The 23,298-nt window shown below is 38.5% G+C and carries 18 protein-coding genes; 1 reads left to right on the top strand and 17 read right to left on the bottom strand.

The annotated features are described in order from the left end of the window. Positions 1-32: 32 nt before the first annotated feature. The 13 genes from AAV35_RS00335 to AAV35_RS00275 all read right to left on the bottom strand — a co-directional run bounded on the left by AAV35_RS00335 (position 33) and on the right by AAV35_RS00275 (position 17,221). Positions 33-911, bottom strand: a complete 879-nt coding sequence (locus AAV35_RS00335; RefSeq protein WP_239540205.1) for an AraC family transcriptional regulator — start codon at positions 909-911, stop codon at positions 33-35. A gap of 139 nt (positions 912-1,050) precedes the next feature. Beyond that, the gene (locus tag AAV35_RS00330; RefSeq protein WP_008591987.1) at positions 1,051-1,881 is read right to left on the bottom strand and encodes a nucleotidyltransferase domain-containing protein; all 831 of its coding nucleotides are present in this window, start codon (positions 1,879-1,881) and stop codon (positions 1,051-1,053) included. Between the two features lie 930 nt (positions 1,882-2,811). Continuing rightward, the gene (locus AAV35_RS00325) at positions 2,812-3,429 is read right to left on the bottom strand and encodes a CadD family cadmium resistance transporter (protein ID WP_008591986.1); all 618 of its coding nucleotides are present in this window, start codon (positions 3,427-3,429) and stop codon (positions 2,812-2,814) included. Between the two features lie 30 nt (positions 3,430-3,459). Next, positions 3,460-3,828 carry an ArsR/SmtB family transcription factor gene (locus AAV35_RS00320; protein WP_008591984.1) on the bottom strand — a complete coding sequence of 123 codons (369 nt, stop codon included), beginning with the start codon at positions 3,826-3,828 and terminating at the stop codon, positions 3,460-3,462. A 470-nt stretch (positions 3,829-4,298) separates the two neighbouring features. Beyond that, the gene (locus AAV35_RS00315; RefSeq protein ID WP_040609811.1) at positions 4,299-4,661 is read right to left on the bottom strand and encodes a DUF3021 family protein; all 363 of its coding nucleotides are present in this window, start codon (positions 4,659-4,661) and stop codon (positions 4,299-4,301) included. Between the two features lie 553 nt (positions 4,662-5,214). Then, positions 5,215-6,855: a DUF6119 family protein gene (locus tag AAV35_RS00310; protein ID WP_008591981.1), complete on the bottom strand. Its 1,641-nt coding sequence runs from the start codon at positions 6,853-6,855 to the stop codon at positions 5,215-5,217. Positions 6,856-6,949: 94 nt separating this feature from the next. Next, positions 6,950-9,934 carry a type III restriction-modification system endonuclease gene (locus AAV35_RS00305; protein ID WP_008591979.1) on the bottom strand — a complete coding sequence of 995 codons (2,985 nt, stop codon included), beginning with the start codon at positions 9,932-9,934 and terminating at the stop codon, positions 6,950-6,952. 18 nt (positions 9,935-9,952) lie between these two features. Then, entirely contained in the window at positions 9,953-11,797 is a 1,845-nt protein-coding gene (locus AAV35_RS00300) for a site-specific DNA-methyltransferase (RefSeq protein ID WP_008591977.1), read from the bottom strand. Further along, on the bottom strand, positions 11,798-12,550 hold the full coding sequence (locus AAV35_RS00295) for a DUF4391 domain-containing protein (RefSeq protein ID WP_169819449.1): 753 nt from the start codon (positions 12,548-12,550) through the stop codon (positions 11,798-11,800). A gap of 20 nt (positions 12,551-12,570) precedes the next feature. Further along, positions 12,571-15,795: a helicase-related protein gene (locus tag AAV35_RS00290; RefSeq protein ID WP_008591972.1), complete on the bottom strand. Its 3,225-nt coding sequence runs from the start codon at positions 15,793-15,795 to the stop codon at positions 12,571-12,573. A 31-nt stretch (positions 15,796-15,826) separates the two neighbouring features. Continuing rightward, on the bottom strand, positions 15,827-16,072 hold the full coding sequence (locus tag AAV35_RS00285; RefSeq protein WP_008591970.1) for a TIGR04540 family protein: 246 nt from the start codon (positions 16,070-16,072) through the stop codon (positions 15,827-15,829). A 226-nt stretch (positions 16,073-16,298) separates the two neighbouring features. Continuing rightward, positions 16,299-16,778 (bottom strand): 23S rRNA (pseudouridine(1915)-N(3))-methyltransferase RlmH, encoded by a 480-nt coding sequence (gene rlmH, locus AAV35_RS00280; protein ID WP_008591968.1) that lies wholly within the window; start codon positions 16,776-16,778, stop codon positions 16,299-16,301. Continuing rightward, positions 16,775-17,221 carry a MarR family winged helix-turn-helix transcriptional regulator gene (locus tag AAV35_RS00275; protein ID WP_008591967.1) on the bottom strand — a complete coding sequence of 149 codons (447 nt, stop codon included), beginning with the start codon at positions 17,219-17,221 and terminating at the stop codon, positions 16,775-16,777. The genes rlmH and AAV35_RS00275 overlap by 4 nt, the downstream gene beginning before the upstream one ends. Positions 17,222-17,351: 130 nt before the next feature. Between AAV35_RS00275 and AAV35_RS00270 the strand changes: the two genes are divergently transcribed. After that, a complete protein-coding gene (locus AAV35_RS00270; RefSeq protein WP_008591963.1) occupies positions 17,352-17,774 on the top strand; it encodes an organic hydroperoxide resistance protein in 423 nt (140 codons plus the stop codon). A gap of 55 nt (positions 17,775-17,829) precedes the next feature. Here AAV35_RS00270 and AAV35_RS00265 read toward each other — a convergent pair whose 3' ends face one another. From AAV35_RS00265 to AAV35_RS00250, 4 genes are all read right to left on the bottom strand, one after another. Further along, on the bottom strand, positions 17,830-19,533 hold the full coding sequence (locus AAV35_RS00265) for an IS1182 family transposase (RefSeq protein ID WP_065757322.1): 1,704 nt from the start codon (positions 19,531-19,533) through the stop codon (positions 17,830-17,832). 174 nt (positions 19,534-19,707) lie between these two features. Next, positions 19,708-20,331 (bottom strand): flavodoxin family protein, encoded by a 624-nt coding sequence (locus AAV35_RS00260; protein WP_008590369.1) that lies wholly within the window; start codon positions 20,329-20,331, stop codon positions 19,708-19,710. Positions 20,332-20,398: 67 nt separating this feature from the next. Then, entirely contained in the window at positions 20,399-21,625 is a 1,227-nt protein-coding gene (locus AAV35_RS00255; RefSeq protein WP_008590368.1) for a M48 family metallopeptidase, read from the bottom strand. A gap of 398 nt (positions 21,626-22,023) precedes the next feature. Beyond that, positions 22,024-23,241 (bottom strand): S1C family serine protease, encoded by a 1,218-nt coding sequence (locus tag AAV35_RS00250; protein ID WP_008590367.1) that lies wholly within the window; start codon positions 23,239-23,241, stop codon positions 22,024-22,026. Between the last annotated feature and the right edge of the window lie 57 nt (positions 23,242-23,298).

The raw sequence follows: 23,298 nt of genomic DNA, 5'->3' as shown, positions 1-23,298 counted from the left end.
ACAATCGCGCCCGTTTGGTGAATATCATATTGTTATTTTTCTGTGACTGGTATCCATATTTCACTCTTAAATTTCGGCGAGCTTGTATCTTTATTTTCATTCCATAGAATTTCAGGACCTTTTATTTGCTCATAATTGGAAGATGAGAACCATTCCGAATAAATACGTCCCCATATATCTTGTAATGTTTCAGGAAATGGTCCAACAGATTCAAATATAGCCCATGTTAGAGCTGGAACATCAAGTTGGATAAAGTTGCTAGGACACTTATTTGTTGTTGCCACACCAATATAATGATCAAGCTCTCCTTTTTCTTCCATTCGTTCTTCTGAAAAGTTTGTAGATGCACTAAGCAAACCCTTAGGCTCAACATTAGAAAAGTTTTTAAGTTCTTTAATCGCTTCATCATCTAAACTTTCCCACATAGAAGCAATTTCCGGATTAACCCCATGGAAAACAATAGGGACTCTCTTTTTAATTCCAACGATGCTGAATGCCTGTTTTTCTTCAATTCGATAGTTCATTGCAATTCCTCCTTTAATTGATAACTGGAAGGTCATTTGTGGATAGGATTTTATGGTGTGACCATTGTTTCTAGCTTCTGATGGTGTTATCCCATGAATATTATGAAAAGCCCTCGTAAAAGCATCTGGAGAATCGTATCCGTAATTCATGGCAATATCAATAATCCTGGAATTACTGTTGTTCAGCTCAAAAGCTGCCAGAGTGAGACGTCTCCTCCGAATATACTCTGATAATGTTACACCAGCCAGAAACGAAAACATTCGCTTAAAGTGATACTCTGAACATAATGCCCGTTTTGCTACTTCACTAGCGTCAATTTCATTGGTAAGATTTTCTTCAATAAAGCTCAAGGCATCATTCATGTTTTGAAGTGAATTCACTTTCATGACCTCCCTTACATCAATAGAATAACAGGAAGATAAAGAATCGATCCGACTTATTATGCACACTTATGCAGGGTCAACTTATTCTTCAAGATAATGGCCTTTTCCGTAGAATCGGACGCCGACACTTATTGCGGAAAATTTATAATGCTTCAGTTTCAGAAATTAATTCTTTTAAGCTTTCTACAGCTTGGCTTGTCTCATTGCTATCTGTTGAGAGAAGGGAAACAATTTCATCAATACGTTTTTTATAATTTATAGGTTTTATCGGAAACTCTTGAATCATGGCTACAGCCTTCTTTTCATTGATGCAATAGACCTTGTTTTTCGCAAAAATAACTTGATTCAAGCAAGAAATACTGCGAAAACAATGACCCATCACATATGAAATGTCATCTTTATTAGCATTGGCCTCCATAAACATCAGGGAAAAAGAAGCTTCAAAAGAAAAGTATTGAATCATCGCTTCTTGAAATTTATCCGGATAAGGTTCCGTTTTCTTTTTTAATTCACCTAATGTGCCTTCAGGGTCAGATAAAACATTACAAATAGCTAATTCCCCCATGTACATGGCATTCAAATAACCGTGAGGGTGTCCTGTTTGATAATGAATGGATACTAGACCTGATAAACAGTCATCAATAACTTTACCGACTCGTTTAATATCACGAAAGATAAGATCTACATGATAACCCTGTATAACTAACCAGCCACCACCATTTATCCATTCACCCCATTCACCTAAAGAAGTGATTAAATGCTCTTTTTTATCATCATTAAGATTTAATGCTGGTTTTTCGATATCATTGGTATTAAACCCTTTTGATTCATCATAGTAAATTCCAATATCTATATCAGAATCTGGACTATGCGTTCCTCTTGCCCTAGATCCTCCTAATACAACTCCTACTACACCTGGCAGTCCATCTAGTTCCTCTTTTATGTCTTGAATTATATTATCGACAGTTGCCATTATATTTCACTCCAATTTTATTCAATAATCTGGCCCGTTTGTGGCATTGTCACCATCCAGCCAGACAATGCCATTATATCAAACGTTTTTATACATGATCGGTCTTTATGTCAAAGCCACTGGTAGAAATATAGGAATAACAATCTTCAAGAGAAGAAAATGCTTGTTCGGTTTCATCTGCTATAACTTCCTACAGACCATGAGCGTTACAGGGAATTTCTGTATGGTCATCAAGATGGTAATATGTTCCTATCCTAATAAAAAAGAGGTTGCCTTCATGGCAACCCCTAAGCCTTTAAGTAGAGGGTTTTATTCAGCGATCGCGCCCGTTTAATGAAGATCAATTTAATGATTTGAAGCAATAGAATTTCATTACCACATATGTATATTTTAATGGGGATAATTAATTTGATTTCGCTTCTTTTTTATAAAAGTAAAAACAATTAAATACACTAGATAAAGCTACAACAAACCATAACCACTTTAAATCATAGTGATTGTTAAAAGAAATAACACAATTGATTACTAGTAAAATAGCTGCAATTATCGAAATTATAAACCTTGTTTTATTAGACAATCCCTCACCACCCAAAAAAATAAATAGTTTATTCAGTAAATGGCCCGTTTGTGGCATTGTCACCATTCATCCAGACAATGCCATTATATCAAACGTCTTTATACATGATCAGCCTTTATTTCAAAGCCACAGGTAGAAATATAAAAATAACCATCTTCAAGAGAAGAAAATGCTTGTTCCGTTTCTTCTGCTATAACTTCCTACAGACCGTGAGCGTTACAGGGAGTTTCTGCTTGGTAATCTGTTCCTATCCTAATAAAAAAGGTTGCCTTCATGGCAACCCCCTAAGCCTTAAGGCAAATGGTTTTATTCAGCAATCGCGCCCTTTTATGGAACATCGTACCAATCCCTTATTAAAACAGAAATGAGAATAAAACGTTGAATGTCCCATTTTCAAACATAATATAAATTCCTAGCCCTATAAAAACGATTGGAACAATCCAGCGTTCATAATTCTCAATTTTTTCCGACACCAAATCTATGGAAGCTAAGCGATAGCTGACATTGCATAAAACTCCAACCATAATGAAAAAAACAATAATAGCAACAATGATTTCAATCATATTTAACGCCGTAAAGTACGGTATATAAATGGAAAAATCATCCGCACTGGAAGCCAACACAATAAAAGTAACTGTCAAAAACAATTGATTAAATCGATTGGAGGAAAAAAGAGATAAAATATTGCTTTCATCCTCATCCTCTTCTCCCTTAATCCAGACTTTAATACCTAGGTAAAGCGGTAAAAGTCCAAGCAATCCTATAACCCATTGCTGTGGGATTAAATTTGCAACACCGAGAGCAACTAACAAACTTGCGGTTATAATAATCGCAGTTCCAATATACTGCCCTATCCAAATATGTTTTGCCTGTCCTTTTTTTATTTGCGAAAACAAAAGTATTAATATAACAAGGTAATCAATCCCTGTTGCTACATAAACAGCTGCTGCTGTTAGTATTGTTTCAATCATTCTCTCACCTCTAATAAATACTGAATATGATTAAACATTAACCGTCTCCTCTTTTTTATGTGCCAATGCAATCGTCATTATCTGCTTGATATGTTCATCATCTAACGAATAAAATGTGAGTTTCCATTCTTTCCGATACTTAACAATCCCTTGTTTGTCAAGCTTTCTCAAATGATGAGAAGCATTTGCAACCGTTGAACCGATAATATTTGCTATATCACATACACATAGTTCATCTTCTTGACACAAAGCATAGATAATTTTTACTCTATTTTCATCAGCAAAAGCTTTTAACATCTGGGCAACACCAGATGTATTCGTTGCCTGTAAATCCTCTTGTACTCGATTTACTTTTTCTTCGTCGTAACAGTAAATTTCGCAAGTATCTTTCCTATCCATATTATCACCCCGTTCTCATTCAAATATTTGCTTGAATAAAGTATAACCATTTTTAACTTATCATTCAAGCAAATATTTGAATGAAATAAAAAGAAAAAAGAATCAAGAGTACGTATCCTGATTCTCCTTCAACTTAATATTTAATTAAAAAATAATTCAACAATATGGCCCGTTTGTGGCATTGTCACCATCCATCCAGACAATGCCATTATATTAAACGTTTTTATACATGATCGACCTTTATGTCAAAGCCAAAGGCAGAAATATAAGAATAACAATCTTCAAGAGAAGAAAATGCTTGTTCGGTTTCATCTGCTATAACTTCCTACAGACCGTGAGCGTTACAGGGAGTTTCTGCTTGGTAATCTGTTCCTACCCTAATAAAAAAGGTTGCCTTCATGGCAACCCCCTAAGCCTTAAGGCAAATGGTTTTATTCAGCAATCACGCCCGTTAATATAATACTTATTTATCACCATGAAAAAACTTTGGCCAATGTAAATAGAACAAGCCATAAAATTGCACCAACCAAAACAAAAAAGAGAAATATTTTTAACGCATCAAATACGGAAACAATTGTAAACCATCCACTCAATAATAATATGGGATAAACAGTTATTAGCATGATTAAAAAATGAATGGCGCTTTGCTTAGTTAAACTCCAATGATCTATGTTATAAATTACGGTTGCCGCACCAACAAAAAGAGCGATTAAACTCGCAAAAAATGTGCTTTTGGCATCTGAATATTTTCCTTGGAAATTAAGTAGTAAGGCGATACCGACCATAATGATAAAGGGTATCCCTCCTCTTAAGAGAGCATTGATAACCAACACTTTTTGCAACACCTCGCTTATTTTATATCAAAGGTCACTATTAAGCAATATGGCCCGTTTGTGGCATTGTCACCATCCATCCAGACAATGCCATTATATCAAACAGTTTTATAAATGGTCGGCCTGGGTCTTGGTCAACGTTCAGAAAGTCATAAATATTACTTTGATTCATCGTTTTACCGCCTTTCTGTATAGTAAACAAAAGAGAAGGGAATAACCCTTCTCATGCTACTTTTACTATTTTCAACGAATGAATGTCTATGACTTCTTCCAAATTGCATAAACGAATACCAGCATAGAGGTATCTGTAGAAATACAAATAAAAATACCAAGCACTGGAATGTTAAGAAAACCGGCACTTGGTATTTTTCTAACCAAACATATGTTATTTCTATTGTAACCCGGTTGTATTTAATAAGCTTATTGACTAAATGAACTCACTAGAATCTAATTTATTTATGATATGGTTCACCGTACCGGTTTTTAGGGTAAAATGAATAGTATAAAATTGAGGGTTAAACCATCACACGGTTTAACCCTTTGAGCTTTCAATCTATTTTTTAGCTATCTTTATTTCTGGGGTATAGCCAAGTGTTATAACTTTCATAAACCATTCTATTAACTCAATTTTAAAATATATCGAATTAATATTAGAGAAATCAACAGACCCATCACTGTTAAAAATCCGTTGTAAACCTGTAACTAAAAGGATAGAGATTTTTTTAACATCTGTAATCTCATACTCTTGTAAGACGTCATCATGAGAATTAAATATCTCTACACTATGCAACGATTGTTGAATGCAATATCGAAAATCGGCAGTACTTCCAATTTTAACATGTATAAGTTCTTTTTCGTCTTTATCATATAGATCAGCAAACTCTACGGTAGGAAACCTATTATTTAACTTTTTCCTATCTAATAGTTGATAGTTATACTTTTGCTCTAAATATATGTTGTACGGGTATTCATCGTATTGAACTTGATCATATTTTTCAGTATCAGAATGTTGTGTACGTCTCCCCTCCTCAAGTCGAGAATTTGTTATATTATATTCCTCATCTAAAACAATGTATTCATTTACCCTTGCTATTTCTTTTTCAATATAATCTATGTATGAGTCATTAAATGTAGCCCACTTACCTCTATATAAGCAATATTCCTTACTATTTAACCTAATTCTATAATCAACCAATTTCATCAATGGAATTTTATTACTATCGTTTATAGTTCTAATTGAGACCTTATCAATTTCTTCGCAACCTATTTCAGTTAATTTTTCCCCTATAGATGCAACAGTGAACTTATCAAGTACATAACTTTTCTTGTAAATCAACTCAATCTCTGAATCTGCAAGTGGATTCACAAATACGTCTCCATCTTCTTCAACAAAATAGGACAGACTGACACTTGAATTGTTAGCCTTTATATCTCCGATTAAATTTCTATTCAAATCCGCAATTAGTGGGGCATGATCTTCATTAGCTTTAATTAGTTGCATTCTAGGAAGAGAACCGGACTTTTCTTCATTATTTAACAAATAGTTGAGTTCAAGGACTATATCAAGAACCTCTTCTGGTTGGTAGTTGTCTACAACAATTTTAACGGCAGATCCAAACTTCATTTTCTCTGTATATTTATAAAGTAATAAGTTGGAATATTTATCTTTTAAATTGATCTTACTTACTAATAGCTCATGGCTTTCACCGATTTCATTAGTCACAAATGAACTAGCATTGTATTGCGTTAGTGACCTGCTTTTGGCTTTCTTGAAGAACCTAGCAGATTTAACTTCAACCGATTCTTCATCATGAATTATCTCAGCAATATCAAAGCCAAACTCCACCTCCGCCGCTTTACTTGCAAAGATATACCCGCGTCCCATCGAAATCGAATATACCCTATCGCTAAAAGTAATGATAATAATACCGAAGGCAGTTTCTACGGTTTTTGAATCGTCAGCTGAAACTTCAAAGAAGCGATTCCAGTAGCTCGCCCAGTCTATCTCCAGCACTTTATCATCCTCTAATTTAAAAAAGAAATCTACAGTCACTTCCTCAATTATTTCTTCTCCATCAACCTCAATTTTACTTTCATAGTGTCTAGGTTCACCAATCCGATGCAAACCTTTTTCCCTTATATTAGCAATGAAATCATCTCTACTTATAGATTGTTTATATATACTAAACTCCACACTACTTTCCCCCTAAAAATTATTACCATAACAAATTAATTAAACCCCAAAACATAATTAAATATAGAATGTCATTGGGGTTTAATCTAGATGCTTATATTTCTTGTTTTAACTCTTCATAAGTACTTGCTAGTTTATACTCGACACCATCTTCGAGTGCTTCAAAATGTTTACGACCACAGATAATTTTACCGTTTTCGGCTAACCTTAAGTCTTCTTGGTCAGTACTTCCTTTAGTTTCAACCACAAAGTATAGCTGCTCTATACCATCGCTTTCTATTAAAACAGCCCAATCAGGGTTATAGTTGCCAAGTGGGGTGTCTATCACAAAGAAGCCAGGTAATTTAACAAAGAGCTTAACATCCGGATCACTATTTAACCGCTCAGCAAACTCTTTTTCTATATTTGAGTCATACACAATGTGATCATAAACAGATTTGTGTTCATCCACTTCAATTGCATTTTTCTTCAAATAACCAATCAATTCTTCACTCTCAAACAATGATTGCTCAAAGTATTCATGGTCTCCGATCTTTTCATACTTGATGCCATCAATGATTAATTTACGTTTTTCTTTATTAATAATTTTCATGACTTCTTCCATGAATGATTGTGGGTTTTTCTTAAAATCATCCAAGCGTTTAGACTTAATGAGTATATCGACTATTGTACGGCGCTTTAAATTCGTTTGATCTTGTAAGTACCTTAAGATGTCTGGTAGTTGTCTGGTTTCTTCTTCAGCTTCATAGAATCTTACTCCCCCGCCTTCACCTTTAACACCAGCTTCAGTAATGTCTAAGTTAGCTGTTTCACGCCTTATTTTACGCGCTCGAAATCTTGGGAGTCTTTGAATTTCCTCCACACTCTTCTTAATCAGTGTTTCGGTGTCAATGTCAACAGAATAAGTGGTTTTATGCTTAATGCGATTCCATAATTGCTTAAAATCATCACTAAGTAAAACTTGCTTATCAGGTTGGACTTTAACTTTATCATCATAATTAAATACTGGTAGCTTCTTGATAGCTCTCTTTAAGGTTTCTTCAATATCTTTCTTAACTACACTGTATTCCTCCGGTACTTCCATAACTCCTTGAGCTAAATCTTGTTTGAGCGAATCTTTGATTTTACCTTTCCTATCAATGTAGTTCCGATCAACAAAATAATTATAAATTTTCTCGGACTCATCTGAACCAAGGGCCTCTTTTTCATTGTCTTCATTCGTATAAGTAATCGGTGCAAATGTATGTTTCTCGATAAATCCAAATCGCACACCCGTTTCTGATTCCATTTCTTTTTGTAGTGAATCAGCAAACTCTTCATACGATTCATTCGCTACTACAGTAAGAATATTATCATTTTCATCGAAATGACGACGTCCATCATCCTTAACAGGTAACCTTAGACCACGACCAATTTTCTGACGCTTCGTTAACGTATCTTTGGTTTCAACTAGTGTACAAATTTGAAAGACATTAGGATTGTCCCAACCTTCTTTCAAAGCAGAGTGAGAGAAAATAAATCTCAATGGTGTATCGAAACTTAAAAGCTCTTCTTTCTTCTTCATGATTAACTCAAAGAAAGATTCATCATCTTTATTCGAACGCAGTGTTCCATCCTTTTTAAGATTACTATCTTTAAAGCGACCTTTTTTGTCTTGTGAGAAATAACCACCATGTACTTCTGAAACGTTAAAATTTGCAATAGGGCTGTCTTCTTTAAATAACGTTTGATATTTCTGGTTTTTGATCATATTTAGATATTCTTCTTCAAAAACCTCCGCATATGTTCCGTGACTCCAAGTACCATCCTCATTATAAATTCGATAGTTGGCTACTTTATCAATAAAGAATAAACTTAATACTTTAATACCTTTATGCATCAATTGAAGTTCTTTATCTAAGTGAGCACGGATTGTTTCTCGAATTTGATAACGTTTTAATACTGCATCATTCATTTCTCCGATTGCTTCTCCAAGGTATAGAGGTTGTTTCCCTTCAAATTCAATAGATTCATTTCCGGGTAAACAATCTATTCCTTCCACATAATAACCTTGATATATGTCTCTCTCTCCTGATAAGACATATAAATCGGTACGCTTGTTCGGATCAACCTTGATGTTTTTACGTTTAACTACACCATTTTTCTGTTGAACATCCATTTCTAACGTGGCCTGATAGCCATTCTTATTCGAAACATTCTTTAACTTAATGTAAGGATCATTAAAGTCATCTTCAGGCTTTACAGACAATACTTCGATTTTCTTTACGAGTCGCTCTTCATATGCAGCGACTGGATCTAATTTATACATCAAATTGTAAGTATCCCTGTGCGTTGCAGAGTAACGCAATTTACATAATGGGGTTAGAGAAGCGATTGCTTCTTTTGCTTTATCAGTGTTATCGACACTTTGAGGTTCGTCAATAATAACAATTGGATTCGTTTCTTGTATAAATTCTATAGGTTTTTTCCCATTCATCGTATCGCGTTCACGATGAATTAGGTTGGCCTTGTTTTCTTTCTCTGGGTCTTCAAAACTCTTCTTAAAGGCATCAATATTGATGATCATAACCTCAATATTACTACTAGTTGCAAACTCACGGACTTTTTCTAGTTTTGAAGAATCATAAATAAAATAATTGCAGTGCTGACTAGGATAAAGTTCTTTAAAGTGTCCTTCTGTCATTTGAAACGATTTATAAACACCCTCACGTATAGCAACACTTGGTACTACAATGACAAACTTTGAAAAACCGTAACGCTGATTTAATTCAAAAATAGATCGTGAATATACATATGTTTTTCCAGTGCCAGTTTCCATCTCGATTGTAAAGTTGCGGTCTTGTAGGTCTTGACTCTTTGTTAGATGATTTCTTTGTTGTACAGCTTGTACATTTTCTAATATCTCTTCTTCGGATAGTTCAAGTTTATTTCCAATACCTAATTCTGTCTGTTTTTGTCCTAAAATTTCACCCGCACTCACAGAAAAATTCGATACTTTAACTGATTGACCTCCAAATATATCTACGATAGAGTCAATTGCTTCTAATTGATATTGTTGTTCATCGAACTTTATTTTCAAAAGTCACTCCACCTCCTTTTAAATAACACGAATATCCTCTACCCCATATTGTTTTAAAACTTGCTGAGCATTTATTCGCACAGTATCATCTTTAAATCCTTCGTCATAAAAAACAACTCTTGTGGGTTTTTTCTTTGCTATTTCTTCAACAACATTTAATTTTAGTTTTTTTTCAAGACAAATAAGCAAATACCCCATACCAACATCATAGACTTTATTACCCGAAATCATTGTATCTTCAATAGGTACTGTCAAATCTACTCCATATTTAAGCAATATCTCATATACGACATCTTCTTGATTTCTGCCTTTTTTCAATGGATCCACTAAATCTAAAAGGTTTTGCTCAATGTTCTCCTCAACACTATCCCATGTGTACAAGTTTGTTTCATCTAACTCGAAAACTTTAAAACCTAAATCCATATCTTTTAGATCTTTTTCTTTAGTGTGTTTGATTTCTTCTATCCCTAACCGAATTCTTTCTTTACTTATTTCAGATATGTTCTTTTTTTTGTGGTTTTGTTCAAGGTACTCTACAGCAGGCTGATTCTCAGTATTTGTCGGATCAATTTCTTCTGGAAGCTGAACTAATATATATCTTCTCTTACCGTTATCCTCAACATTTAATTCCATTACTGCTTGAGCTGAAGTCGCAGAACCAGCGAAAAAATCTAGTATAATATCATCTTTTTCAAGGCTAAAAGATATTAAATGTTTCACAAGATTTATAGGTTTTGGGTTTTGAAAAACATTTTTCTTAAATAAATCTAATATCTCTTCACTACCATCGCTCGTGTTCCCCTTATTTTTAAAAATTGACTCTTCTAAAAACACTGTTCTAGGTTTTTTGCCCTCCGGTAAACGTTGTTTAAAATGAACTGACCATCCATTAGATGTTTTAACAAATTTAATTTCCCCGTTTTTCTTATCTTCTAAAAACCTTTTCTCAGACCGTAACCAGCTTATAGGATTACCTAAATCATCAAATTCAAGAATTGTACCATCGGGACACTCAATAGGATAATATTGTTTTCCGGATTTTCTTTTGAAAGTATCCCAATAGAATTTCCCTATTTCATCCTCTTGGTTATATCTTTTAAGGTATTCTGGTTTATATGGTTCGAATATACTGTGTAATGAAACCTCATTTTTTGCATACATAACTACATACTCATGCTCAACCGCAATATGCTTGGAATCATTACCTCCCCCAGTTTTGTTCTTCCAAACGAAATCTGCTATATGGTTTATTTCTCCAAAAATCTCATCACAAATCATCCTCAACTTAGGGAATTCCACTTCATCTATACTAATAAAAATAACTCCATCATTAGATATTAAGTTTCGAGCAACTTTCAACCTTGAATACATCATGTTCAACCAATCAGTATGGAATCTCCCATTAGTTTCAGCGTTAGACTTATAATTTTCTTGTAGCCTATATTTATAGCTTTTTACATTGTCACGAAAGTCATCTTGGTACACAAAATCTTTGCCAGTATTATAAGGCGGATCAATGTAAACAGCTTTCACTTTATTTCTATAAGAATTTTGAAGAATTTTTAAAACTTCAAGATTGTCTCCTTCAATATACAAATTGTTTGTTGAATTCCAGTTCACACTTTCCTTTTTATTAGGTCTTAGTGTTCCAGAGGTTTGTTTTTGAGCTAATTGTATGGCTTTTGATTTACCATTCCAAGTAAAATCGTAACGTTCTTTTGACTTTTCAATGTAGTTCCCCAAATTTTGTTGTAATTTTATAAAATCAACCTTCCCATCAGTTACAACATCTGGAAATATATCTTTTAATTTTTCTATGTTTTCATTAACAATATCAAATGTTTTTCCGTCTAGTTTTTCCACTTAACACAACTCCTTCAATTGATTAAGCAACTGCTCTTTTTTTGCTTCTACTTGTTTAATATTCATATAAATATTCATTTTTTCACCAAAATCTGTTTGGTCATTATGTTCTTTTTTCAATCGCAACAATTCTTTTAAATTTAAATTAATTTCTTTGATAACCCTTGTGGAATCCAAAAGGCTTTGTTCACTTCTAGGGTAACTTCCTATAATACTTATAATTTGACTAGCCTCAGTTGCTTTAGATATATCTTCATAGAATATATATAAATTTTGATGCGAAAGTGATCGGAAATTTAATCTTTCAATAAACCTGGCTGTACCTTCATCATGACTATATGGATCAATAAAAGGTGATAAGCTTAATTCTTCTACCACAGATTTACTAGAAACGTTTTGATTCAATCGTTTATGTCCAGTGCTAACCGCAATATCTTGTCCTGCATTAGAACAAACCAGAACCACTGGATTCGGAAATGCACGATGTATCGTCTTACACACTTTTTCAAAATGTTTCGTTGATTTAAGTGATACAAATACCCAATAAATCTCCTCGTAATGTAGATCTTCATCCACATATTTAGGTACATTCAATGTATCCTGACGACAAATTGATAGTAAGTAAACGCTTTCTATATCATCTTTTATAAGCTCTTTCTCTTTATTGGATAATTCAGCCTGTTCATAAAACTGCTTTTTAGGTATGTTTCGGTTCAACACAGTCCTTTTAGGCATTTGCAGTTTTTCAATCAATTCCTTTCTCATTCTCTCACCTACTTAACTACAAGATACGATATGAGTTCAAAGTCATCTGCTTTTTGGAAAGAATCATTCGATAAGCTGGATTCTCCAATACTAAATAATGAAGCCATTCCCATTTCTTCATTTTTGCCAACAATAAAATTAATAGCACTTGTTAACATGGCTTGATACTTTTCCATATCTTCATAATCATCTGTTTCATCTTTAAATAAATCAACTAGATTATCGTGAACATGGTTCTTTCCTAAAGACAGGTGTCTGTATAAATCAAGGATTTGCTTGCTTTTTACATGACTAAATTCAATCCTTCGATCCTCTGTAATGTAGACTAGAAAGTATGGTTCCAAAGCACTTTGTTCTTTAATATCCTTTTCGCCTTTAATTTGACGTAAACAGAATATGATTCCTGGATCTATACCATCAATCTCATTTGAATTAATCTTAGCTAAAGCGTGTAATCCTGCTGGCGTTTGTTCTATCAGTTCCTTATTCTCTTCCATATATGAAACTAAATCCATTTTAAAGTCGTTTAAAGTTAAATCTGTTATAGATAAACCACCAGACATTTTTTCTAAGTCAATAACTTCATCCTGTAATTGAAACAACTGTTTTCGACGATACTCTAAATCATTCATTTTATCGCTTTTTCCCTCGATAACATTTTCCTCTCCCGTAGCAGAAACATCCATCAAGGCCATTCTGCCAGTGACACGAGCTTCCAAATTAATATACTCGTCCAATTCTATATTTGGCCAGAAATTAACCAACTGTATTTGGTCATTAGTAGAACCTAGACGATCAATTCGTCCGAAACGTTGGACAATTCGTACAGGGTTCCAATGAATATCATAGTTTATTAAATAATCACAATCCTGAAGGTTTTGCCCTTCTGAGATGCAGTCAGTGGCAATGAGAATATCAATCTCATCTTTCGCATCTGGATATAAGGTATCTCTATTTTTCGAGTTAGGTGAAAAATGCGTTAAGACACCGTTTATGTCTTTCGCTCTCACACCTTTCATATTCGACTTATTTTGCCCAGATCCTGTAACAATAGCTGAGTGGACATTAAGGTTCGAATTTGACCAATCCGCAATATTGTCATATAGATATTTAGCGGTATCTGCAAATGCTGTAAATACGATAACTTTCTTATTGTTATTATTTATAGGATTGTTTACTTTATCTTGAATGAGTGTTTTCAATTCTTGTAGCTTTTCATCCCGATAAGGTTGAACCTTGAATGCCTCTCTTAAAATTTCTTCAAGATTCTCTTTGTCATCTTCTAGGGCTTGTTTCCACTTGATACGGTCTAGGTCTTGGATAAGAACTTTTACTTTTGCACCTATCAACATATCTTCAAATTCATCATCTTCTAAATCGATATCAGAAATAGACATTGATTGATCTGAATAATCTTTGTAATGCTCAAGTTTATCTAATAAGTTATCAATTGATTGCAATAGCTTAGAAACCGTTAAACCGAATGAATGAATTGAACTTTCCATTCTTTTAAGTAAATTAACTCTCATTAAATGAATAAGACTGTTTTCTCTATCTGCTTGAGTTAATATGGTAGAACCTTTTACTACAGTGTCATATTTCTTGCTATACTCAACTCTTTTTTCTGGTAGTAAGTATCTTAAAGGTGCATATGCACTGAGATTCAATCTGTTAATCAGCTTATTTACTTGCTCCATCGATGGAAATTCATTTTTATTATCAATTGGCGGATAAATGTTTATTGGTTTTAGTCGTTTCGGAAACTTTCCAATCTTTTTAAGGTCATAATATTTTTCTAAATGCTTTCTAGATCTTGCTATTGTCAGAGAATCTAATAACTTAAAATAGTCTGTATTTAGCATCTCCAATAGTTTATCGGTATTTCGTTCCTCATCACCTAACTTAAGCCACTTATTAAAAGCCACTTGTGCTTTTCTCAATGATGATTCAACACTACTAATACCTGCCTTCTCCAAAGCATCATCCTTACCTTCAGTGATAAATGCCATTTGGTTTTTGAGGTCATTCATTCTATTATTCAATGGTGTTGCAGAAAGCATTAAAACTTTTGTTTTAACCCCTGATTTTATAACTTTGTTCATCAAACGTTGATATCTTGTTTCTCTGTCTTTCCGTGCTTCATTATTACGGAAGTTATGAGATTCATCTATAACGATTAAATCATAATTGCTCCAATTCACCGTTTCCAAATTGATATCCGCAGACATGCCTTGATACCTACTCAGATCAGTATGATTCAATACATCATAATTGAAACGATCATCAGCCAAAAGATTTCTCTTATCGTTTTGTGTATAAATTGTCCAGTTCTCCCGTAATTTCTTCGGGCTTAGGACGAGCACTCTATCATTTCTTAGTTCGTAATATTTGATGACAGCTAGTGCTTCAAAGGTTTTCCCAAGTCCAACACTATCTGCAATGATACAACCATTATATTTTTCCAATTTATCGATAGCTCCAAGTACGCCATCGCGCTGAAATTTATAAAGCTTGTTCCATATTGACGTATCCTGGAAGCCGGTTTTCGACTTAACAATCGCCTCTTCATCAAGCTCGTCTAAATAATCTTTGAATATATGATATAGCGTTACAAAGTATATGAATTCTGGAGAATGATCTTTATGTAATACTTCTAGGTGTTTTAATAGGCTTTCTTTCACGTCTTTTAAATGCACCGGATCACTCCAGTGAGATTCAAATAAGTTAACGTATTGTTCGGTCGCTACATTATCATTTGTGTAGTTGGCGGCAGTAGGTACGTTAGAATAAGTGAAACCTAAGTAACCACTTGTAAAATGAGTACTTCCAAATAAATTCACGTCATTATGTCTTGGGTTTAAAATGTTTATCATACTCATTGGAGAACTGTGCTTCATTGATTTGACTTCGACTTTTTCTCTCAACCATTCTGCGCATTCTTTTGCAATTTTATGTTGGTTAAGTTGATTTCTAAACTTAGCTTCATCTTCAAATCCTGCAATACCCTTTTCTCTAAACATTTGCATTTCTGATTTCTCTTTTGTATTTGTAAATGTAGGTTCGGTAAATAACAATTTCACACTATCCACTTTTAACAATTGCTTTTTTAGCTCTTGAAAAGCATAGATGGAGAAGTAAGCTGACATAATAGTTAATTTAGAATTTGAACGAATATCTTCTTTTAACGTATCCCCGATCAATCCCAAACTTTTGTTGTCTAATACTTTTTGCATTTTCTACAACTCCCTAAGCCACTAGATTCTCTTATAATACTTCCTTTGATTGGAGGACTTTACTGACAACAGACAACCTTCTTTTCCCACACTGTTGACGAAGTACTGTTGTGTAACTTCCATTTTTCTTAAATTTCTCTTCATTATTTATGTACAATTTATTAATCAATTTAACCATGTCTTCTTCACTAATAGAATCTTCCCAGTATTTATCGATTACTAGATTAATAGACGCTGCTAAATCACGTTGTGTTCTCTGAAACAGTTTAACTTCCACGTTGAAGTCACCTACTCTTACTTTTTTTATACTTAATTTTTATTTTATAGATAGTTCTGAAGTAACACAATAAAAAAGGAAAAAATAGTATGTGTTTTCTTGTTATCCAAGTCTAAACACTAAATATTTTTTCCTATCTATAATCTTTCTATGAAGCTATGAAAATATTTTAAAATAATCATTTTTTTGTATTTTAAGTGAAAACTGCTTAAGTCCTTCTATTAAATCACTTATGATACGGTTCATTCTTCAAAATCTTAAACGCCCGATATACCTGCTCCAGCAGCATCAGGCGCATCATCTGGTGAGGGAACGTCATCTTCGAGAAAGACAGAGCGTAGTCGCTGCGTTCCTGCACCTGACTGCTGATGCCGAGGGAGCCGCCGATGATGAATACGATTTTGCTGGAGCCGTAGGTCATGAGGTTGTCGAAACGAGAGGCGAGCTGTTCCGAGGTCAGCTGTTTGCCTTCGATTTCAAGCGTGATGACGTAGGCATCCTTTGGGACTTTTGCAAGAATCCTTTCTCCTTCTTTCTGCTTCACTTCCTCCATCTCGGCCTCACTTAAATTCTCCGGGGCTTTCTCGTCCGCGACTTCTATGATTTCCGTTTTCGCATACGGGCCGAGCCGCTTCGCGTACTCGTCGATCCCCTGCTTCAGGTATTTCTCTTTCAGCTTTCCGACGCTGATGACCGACACTTTCATAGACCTTCCCCTTTCTCTCTTGCCCCTTCCAGCATACGTTGTAATGTGTGCTGGAGCTGAAGGATTTCTTCTTCATTTATATCAATATTTTCAAGTAACAGATCGGGGATACACGCAGCTTTCTGTTCTGCGTCCCGCCCTTCTTTTGTCAGCCCTATCAGTACTTTGCGTTCGTCTTCCCTGGAACGGTAGCGTTCGATGAGGCCCACTTTTTCCATTCGTTTCAGCATCGGGGTCAGCGTTCCGGAATCAAGGTACAGACGTCCTCCCAGTTCTTTCACGCTGAGCGGGCTGCTTTCCCATAAAGCGAGCAGTACCAGGTATTGCGGATACGTTATATCCAGGTCGGCAAGCAGCGGTCGATACAATTTCGTCATTTCACGGGTCGTCGCATATAAAGAAAAGCATATCTGGTTTTCGAGTTTCATTTTGTCTTCGGCCATCATTCATTCCTCCTATAGCCATTATAGCAAAGCCTTTCCGATCCCTCATGCATATAACTTGTCATCCGCTAATCAATTGTGTACTATTTAATTGTGCACAATTAAAATAACACAAAGGAGCGGATAAACAATGAGTAAAATCCTTTACACAGCAAAAGCAACAGCAGAAGGCGGACGTGAAGGGAACGTCAAAACGGACAGTAACACGCTGGATCTCGATCTCGCCATGCCTTCCTCCCTGGGCGGAGAAGATAAAGAAGGAGCGACTAATCCGGAGGAACTGTTCGCAGCCGGCTATGCAGCCTGTTTCGACAGCGCCCTGCAGCTCGCAGCTTCCCAGGCTAAAAAAGAAATCAGTTCCCGCGTTTCCTCCGAAGTGAGTATCGGCAAACAATCGGATGGCCTTGGTCTCTCTGCGAAACTTCACGTAGAAGTAAAAGGCGTCACCCAGGAAGAGGCGGAAGAACTTGTCTCTAAAGCTCATAAGCTCTGCCCTTACTCCAAGGCGACCCGCGGTAACATGGACGTGGAAATCGAAACGAACGCTGTATAAACAATTCCCCGCCTTATCGGCGGGGATTATTTTTTTCCATCCGTTGTCCCCCCGCTCATACTCTGTAACTGTAATGAAAAGAGTCTGGGACATAACTAACTCGGACTCGTAGTAAAAAAACTCCGATCATCGTAAAAAGATGATCGGAGCTTTTTCGATATCGGTCTTTCCAGTCTCCAGAGGCAGAATTTGCGATGGTGGCGTTGTATTTCCGGAGGTTCACCGCCATCAGCGCAAATCCTAATTCATTTTCCACGTTTTCCGTGCCGCGCACGGAGAAACGTCGGAAACACAAACAAGCTTTCAGGAATCCAAAAACTGGTTCTACATCCACTTTACGTTGTTTGTAGATGTCCTTCGTTTCTGGTTCCGAAAGCTTTTCTCTCATATAGGACTTGTGATCTTCCCACGTCTCGTTATAATAAATCTTTCGATTATTCCCCTCTTTCGCTTTCGTACAGGAAGCTCGCAACGGGCAGCCGGTACAGTCGTCACACTCGTAGACCTTGAAGAAGCGCGTATAGCCATGCCGATCTGTCCGCCGGGAATCGTACTGGTATCTCAATGCCTGACCAGCCGGACACGTAAAGGTATCCGTTTCTTTATCATACGGCCAGTTCGCCACGTTGAAGGGATCTTCTTTGTATTTCTTCTTCTTCTCTTTCCGGTAGGTATTGTAAGTGATGAGTGGCGTTCGTTCCCGTTGGAAACGTACGTCTTCGTAGTTCGGTTCACTTCCATATCCGGCATCTCCGACGATGTAGGCAGGAAGATCAAAAAAATGATTTTCAATATGATCGAGAAACGGAATGAGCGTACGGGTATCCGTCGGATTCGGGAATACTTGATAAGCGAGCGAGTACTGTCCTTCGGTAGCGAGTTGCAGGTTATATCCAGGTTTGAGCTGTCCGTTACGCATATAGTCATCCTTCATACGCATGAATGTCGCATCATGATCCGTCTTCGAATAACTATTACGTCCCCTGAAGATCTCCATATCTTTCTGATACTTCTCTTTACGGGTGATCATGTCCTGGAACTGCTTCCGGTACTGCTTCGGTTCTTTCCGTTCGGAACGAAGCCTCTTCCGTTCCTGTGTATCCGTACTTTCTTCAATCTTCTGGTCATAAGAAGCTACCGTTTCATCCACCTGTTCCGTGATGGTTTGAAGTTCCTCGGTCGTGAGTTCATCAGCACTCTCGCGTTCAATGCCCGGAATGATCTCTTTGTCGAGGAGTTCCTCATAGAAACGGTTGGACTTCTCGATAAGCTGATCACTGTATCGTTCACTCATTCGTCGCCAGACGAAGGTGAATTTATTGGCGTTCGCTTCCAGTTTTGTGCCGTCGATAAACACAGCTTCATCATCAATGACGTCTTCCTGGACAAGCTGACAGCGAAACTGTACGAAGCACTGGCGAAGAAGTTCTTTTGTAAGAGGATTCACTCGGAATCGATTGATGGTGCGATAGCTCGGTTCGTAGCCTTGAGCGAGCCACATCATGCGGACGCTGTCTTTGAGGAGCGCTTCGATTTTCCGACCGGAAAAAACGGACTGGGTGTAAGCGCAGAGGATGATTTTCATCATCATTTTGGGGTGATAAGAGGGGCAACCGGTGTCACGAGCGAAGCCGTCAAAGGCTTCCTCAGGAATCTGTTCGACCATCTCGTGTACCGTGTAGGCAATATCATTTTCCTGCAATTTCATTTCAAAATCTAAAGGCAAAACCACTTGATTCATGTTATAATAAGTAAACATAAGGGATCCCTCCTTGGTTATTGTGTGGTGCTTTAATTATAGCAGAGGGATCTCTTTTTGTGTATAAACGTACAGAAACATCCATAGAGAAAGGGCGTCCCTTGCAATGAAAGTCATTGGAAGGGACGCCCTTTTTTACTAATATTTACTGGTTTTGTCCCAGACTCCTTCTTGTTATTCCATCGTGTTCCCTTCCGGAGGGATCGGCGTGTTTTTCAAAATGCGGGCAAGGTGAAGTGTGTTGTATGCGAGCATTTTCACGTGGGATTTCGTGAACTCGTTGTCCTTGTCCGTTTCCATGTAGGATGGTCCCGGACCCGCTTCTCCGACCCAGTAGGCGTCCACGTTCGGCGGTACGGTGAAGCCGATGTGGGAGAGGCCGTACAGAAGGGAGGCGGACGCATGCTTCGCGCCGTCTTCGTTCCCTGTTACGACGGCACCGCCGACTTTGTTGTAGTAGATGGACTGACCGTTGTCCTGCGTCTCTCCGCTTGATGCGTAAAGTCGCTCCATTGCCATCGTGGTGACACTGCTTTTTTCGCCGATCCAAATCGGCGTGCCCATAATGACGATGTCGGCTTTCTTCACTTTATCAAAGATTTTCGGCCATTCGTCGCCGTTCCCCATATCAGGGGCCATACCGAATTTGATGTCGTAGTCGGCGAGACGAATCTCTTCGACAGAAGCCCCTTCTTTTTCCATAATTTCAGCTACTTCGTTGAACAGAACGTGTGTGTTGGAGTCATCGTTGGAATCTTTCAGCGATCCGTTTAAAAATAAGGTCTGAATAGTACTCATGTCCAAATCCTCCCTTTATGTTGTCCTTATATCCTCTTTCCCTCTCCCGTCCGTAACGAAACGGTTGCTACTCCTCCGCCTTTTTTATCCTCTCGAACATCGTCGGGTGACCGTAGCGCAGATATTTAATGAGAGTGGGCGGATGAACGTCGGACTTGCCGTGGCGGATCATTTCATGAAAAGCTCCAATGGCTGCGTCCGGGTTGCCGGTCACTTCGAGCGCATACTCATCGGCGGTCTGTTCCGCCTGGCGTGATACCGCCATCCCCACCGGCTGGGCGACGAAGGACAGTATAGAAACGAGCAGAAGGATAAGCGGCAGGGAAGCGATGTCTCCCACCCCCTTTATCCTGAACGCCCTCCCGAATCTGTGAAGAATGACGGGCAGCAGCCGGTACAGAAGGTAAAGACCGACGAAGCTGCCGGCAAGCACGCCGAACAATGACTTCAGCAAATGGTTCTTCACGTAGTGGCCGATTTCGTGCGCCATAATGAACAGCACTTCCTCCTCCTCCAGACTCCGAAGCGTCGTATCCCACAGCACAATCCGCAAATTATCTCCAATACCGTTAACGTAGGCGTTCAGTGCGTTCGTCTCCTCCGATTTATCCACGACGTATACGCGGTCCGCCGGCACGCCCGACCCGTCGGCGAGTGACAGAATACTGTCTTCCAGCTGAGCATCCGAGAGACGGTCGAATTCGTTGTACAGAGGATCGATAAGTACCGGCTGGATATACATGAAAAAGGTGAGAAACGGTACGAGGAGAAGCCAGGCGTACAGCCACCACCTCTCCGCCGATATGCGTATGAGCCGGTAGAGCACGAGAGCGGCTATAATCATCATCAACGTATCGAGCGAGAAGCTGATAAGATGATCCTGAAGCCACTTTGATAGCGGCTCGACGGAGACATCGTACGAAAGTGAGAGACGTCTTCCCATGTAACTGATCGGAAGAGTGAGCACCCACACCAGTCCGGACAGGAAGAACACATAGAGCGGGAGTTTATAGAGCGCCGCTTTCTTAAGCGCACGGGCAAGGCCGAAGACGAGAAGCCCTGTATAAATCAGCCATTCCACCGGCAGCGTCAGCAGATACAACAGGTGCCGGTACGTGGCGTACTCCTGTATCTCCTCCCTCTCCCCCGCCTTTAAGAAGGTGGAAGGGTCAGACGCACTCCCCTGTACGTCTCCGGGTACCCCGGGGTCGCTCAAGACGACCAGGTAAAGCAGTACGCCGAGCGCATATGTCGTGTAGATGATCGCCGACCACATCAGGAACTTTTTCCGCACGTTTTGTTCCTCCTCTCCTTATCTTTGATAATTTTTTAAAACCGGAAGAAAAAGGCGTAAATTTCCGTGAAAAAACCGGCATTTTTTACAATAAAAAAAGATAGCCGGGTGTAAGCGGATTTGCAAAATGAAAAATAACGGTACAAGTTACTCACATTTGTCCACAGAGTTATGCACAGCCTGTGTGAACATCATTCTGTGCACAAGTTATACAGAACTATCAACAGGTTATCCACAAATTCACACTCACATGTTGTTGTATATCGTATCAGACCTTATGTTCCCTACTATATATGGAAGTTATCCAGAGTTTTATACACACGCTGTGGATATTATTTTTTATAAAAAAACGCATGTATGTTATCCACATACACACGCTTTTTTCCAATTACGATAGTTTATTCCTGGGAGGCCAGTGTCACGGTCGTCGTGTCCTTTTCACCGTCCCGGTAATACGTTACTTCCATCTCATCGCCCGGACCTTTTTCCCGGTAGAGATACTGCCTTAGCTCGATGATATCGGTCACTTTGTTTCCGTCGAGTTTCGTAATGACGTCCATCGCTTCAAGGCCGGCTTTGATGGCCGGAGACCCTTCACTTACGCTGCGGATGTACAGACCGCCCTTGACATCTTCCGGCAGCCCGAGGGTACTCTGCCATTCCGAGGATGGCACTTCGTTCAGACCGTACGCTTCCACGCCGAGGAAGGCGCGGCTCACTTCGCCATTCTTCTCAAGCTCTTCCATAATCGGTCTGGCTGCGCTGATCGGTATCGCAAACCCGATACCTTCGACAGCAGAACGGGCGATTTTCATCGAGTTGATGCCGACGAGCTGCCCTTCGATGTTGATGAGCGCTCCGCCGCTGTTACCCGGGTTGATCGCGGCGTCGGTCTGGATGACTTCCGCCTGCCAGTCTTCCACGCCGTCTCCGTTCAGATCCTGCGGTATCGCCCGCTGCGTGCCGCTGATGATGCCTTTCGTTACGGAACCGGAGAAGTTCAGACTGAGCGGGTTCCCGATAGCGACAGCCGGCTCTCCGGCTTTCAGATTATCCGAGTTTCCGAGTTCAATCGTATGTTCCACGTTCTCCCCTGACATTTCCAGGACGGCGAGGTCCGTAAATATGTCACTGCCGACGATTTCAGCCTTGACCCTCGTCTCGTCCGCCAGTACGACTTCAAGTTCCGAAGCTCCTTCCACCACGTGATGGTTAGTCACTACGTAAGCTGTGCCGTCCTGTTTTTTGTAGATGACACCGGAACCGATTCCTGCCTGCTGAGGGTCCGAGGGCTGGTCCCAGAAGTTCGTCCGCGACTGCATATTCACCACGCCCACGACAGCCGGTCTTACTTTGTCCACTATCTCCGTGATCTGTGTATTAACGTCTACGTCTACGGTTTTCGTCGTGTTTCCGGTGAGTCCCTGTTCCCCTTCGGTCAGGCCGCTCTCATCTTCCGGAATCGTTATGTCGTAGGGAAGCATTTCCGTCTGTACGAGTGCCGGCAGAGCCAGCAGCACCAGTACTGCTCCAAGTACAAGACCTACCACGGTAGGAACGGCCCACCGTCTCTTCTTTTCCCGCTTCTTCGAGGAATGTTCGTCATAGTAGCCCATGCATCGTCACCCTCTTTCTTTTATTGTTTTGTCCTGTCTCTTTTTTCTTACCCTGCC

Source organism: Salimicrobium jeotgali (genome assembly GCF_001685435.2).
In the GTDB taxonomy this organism is placed as follows: Bacteria; Bacillota; Bacilli; order Bacillales; family Halobacillaceae; genus Salimicrobium; species Salimicrobium album.
The sequence above is the reverse complement of the archived record's forward strand: the minus strand, read 5'-3'. Positions and strand labels throughout refer to the sequence as shown.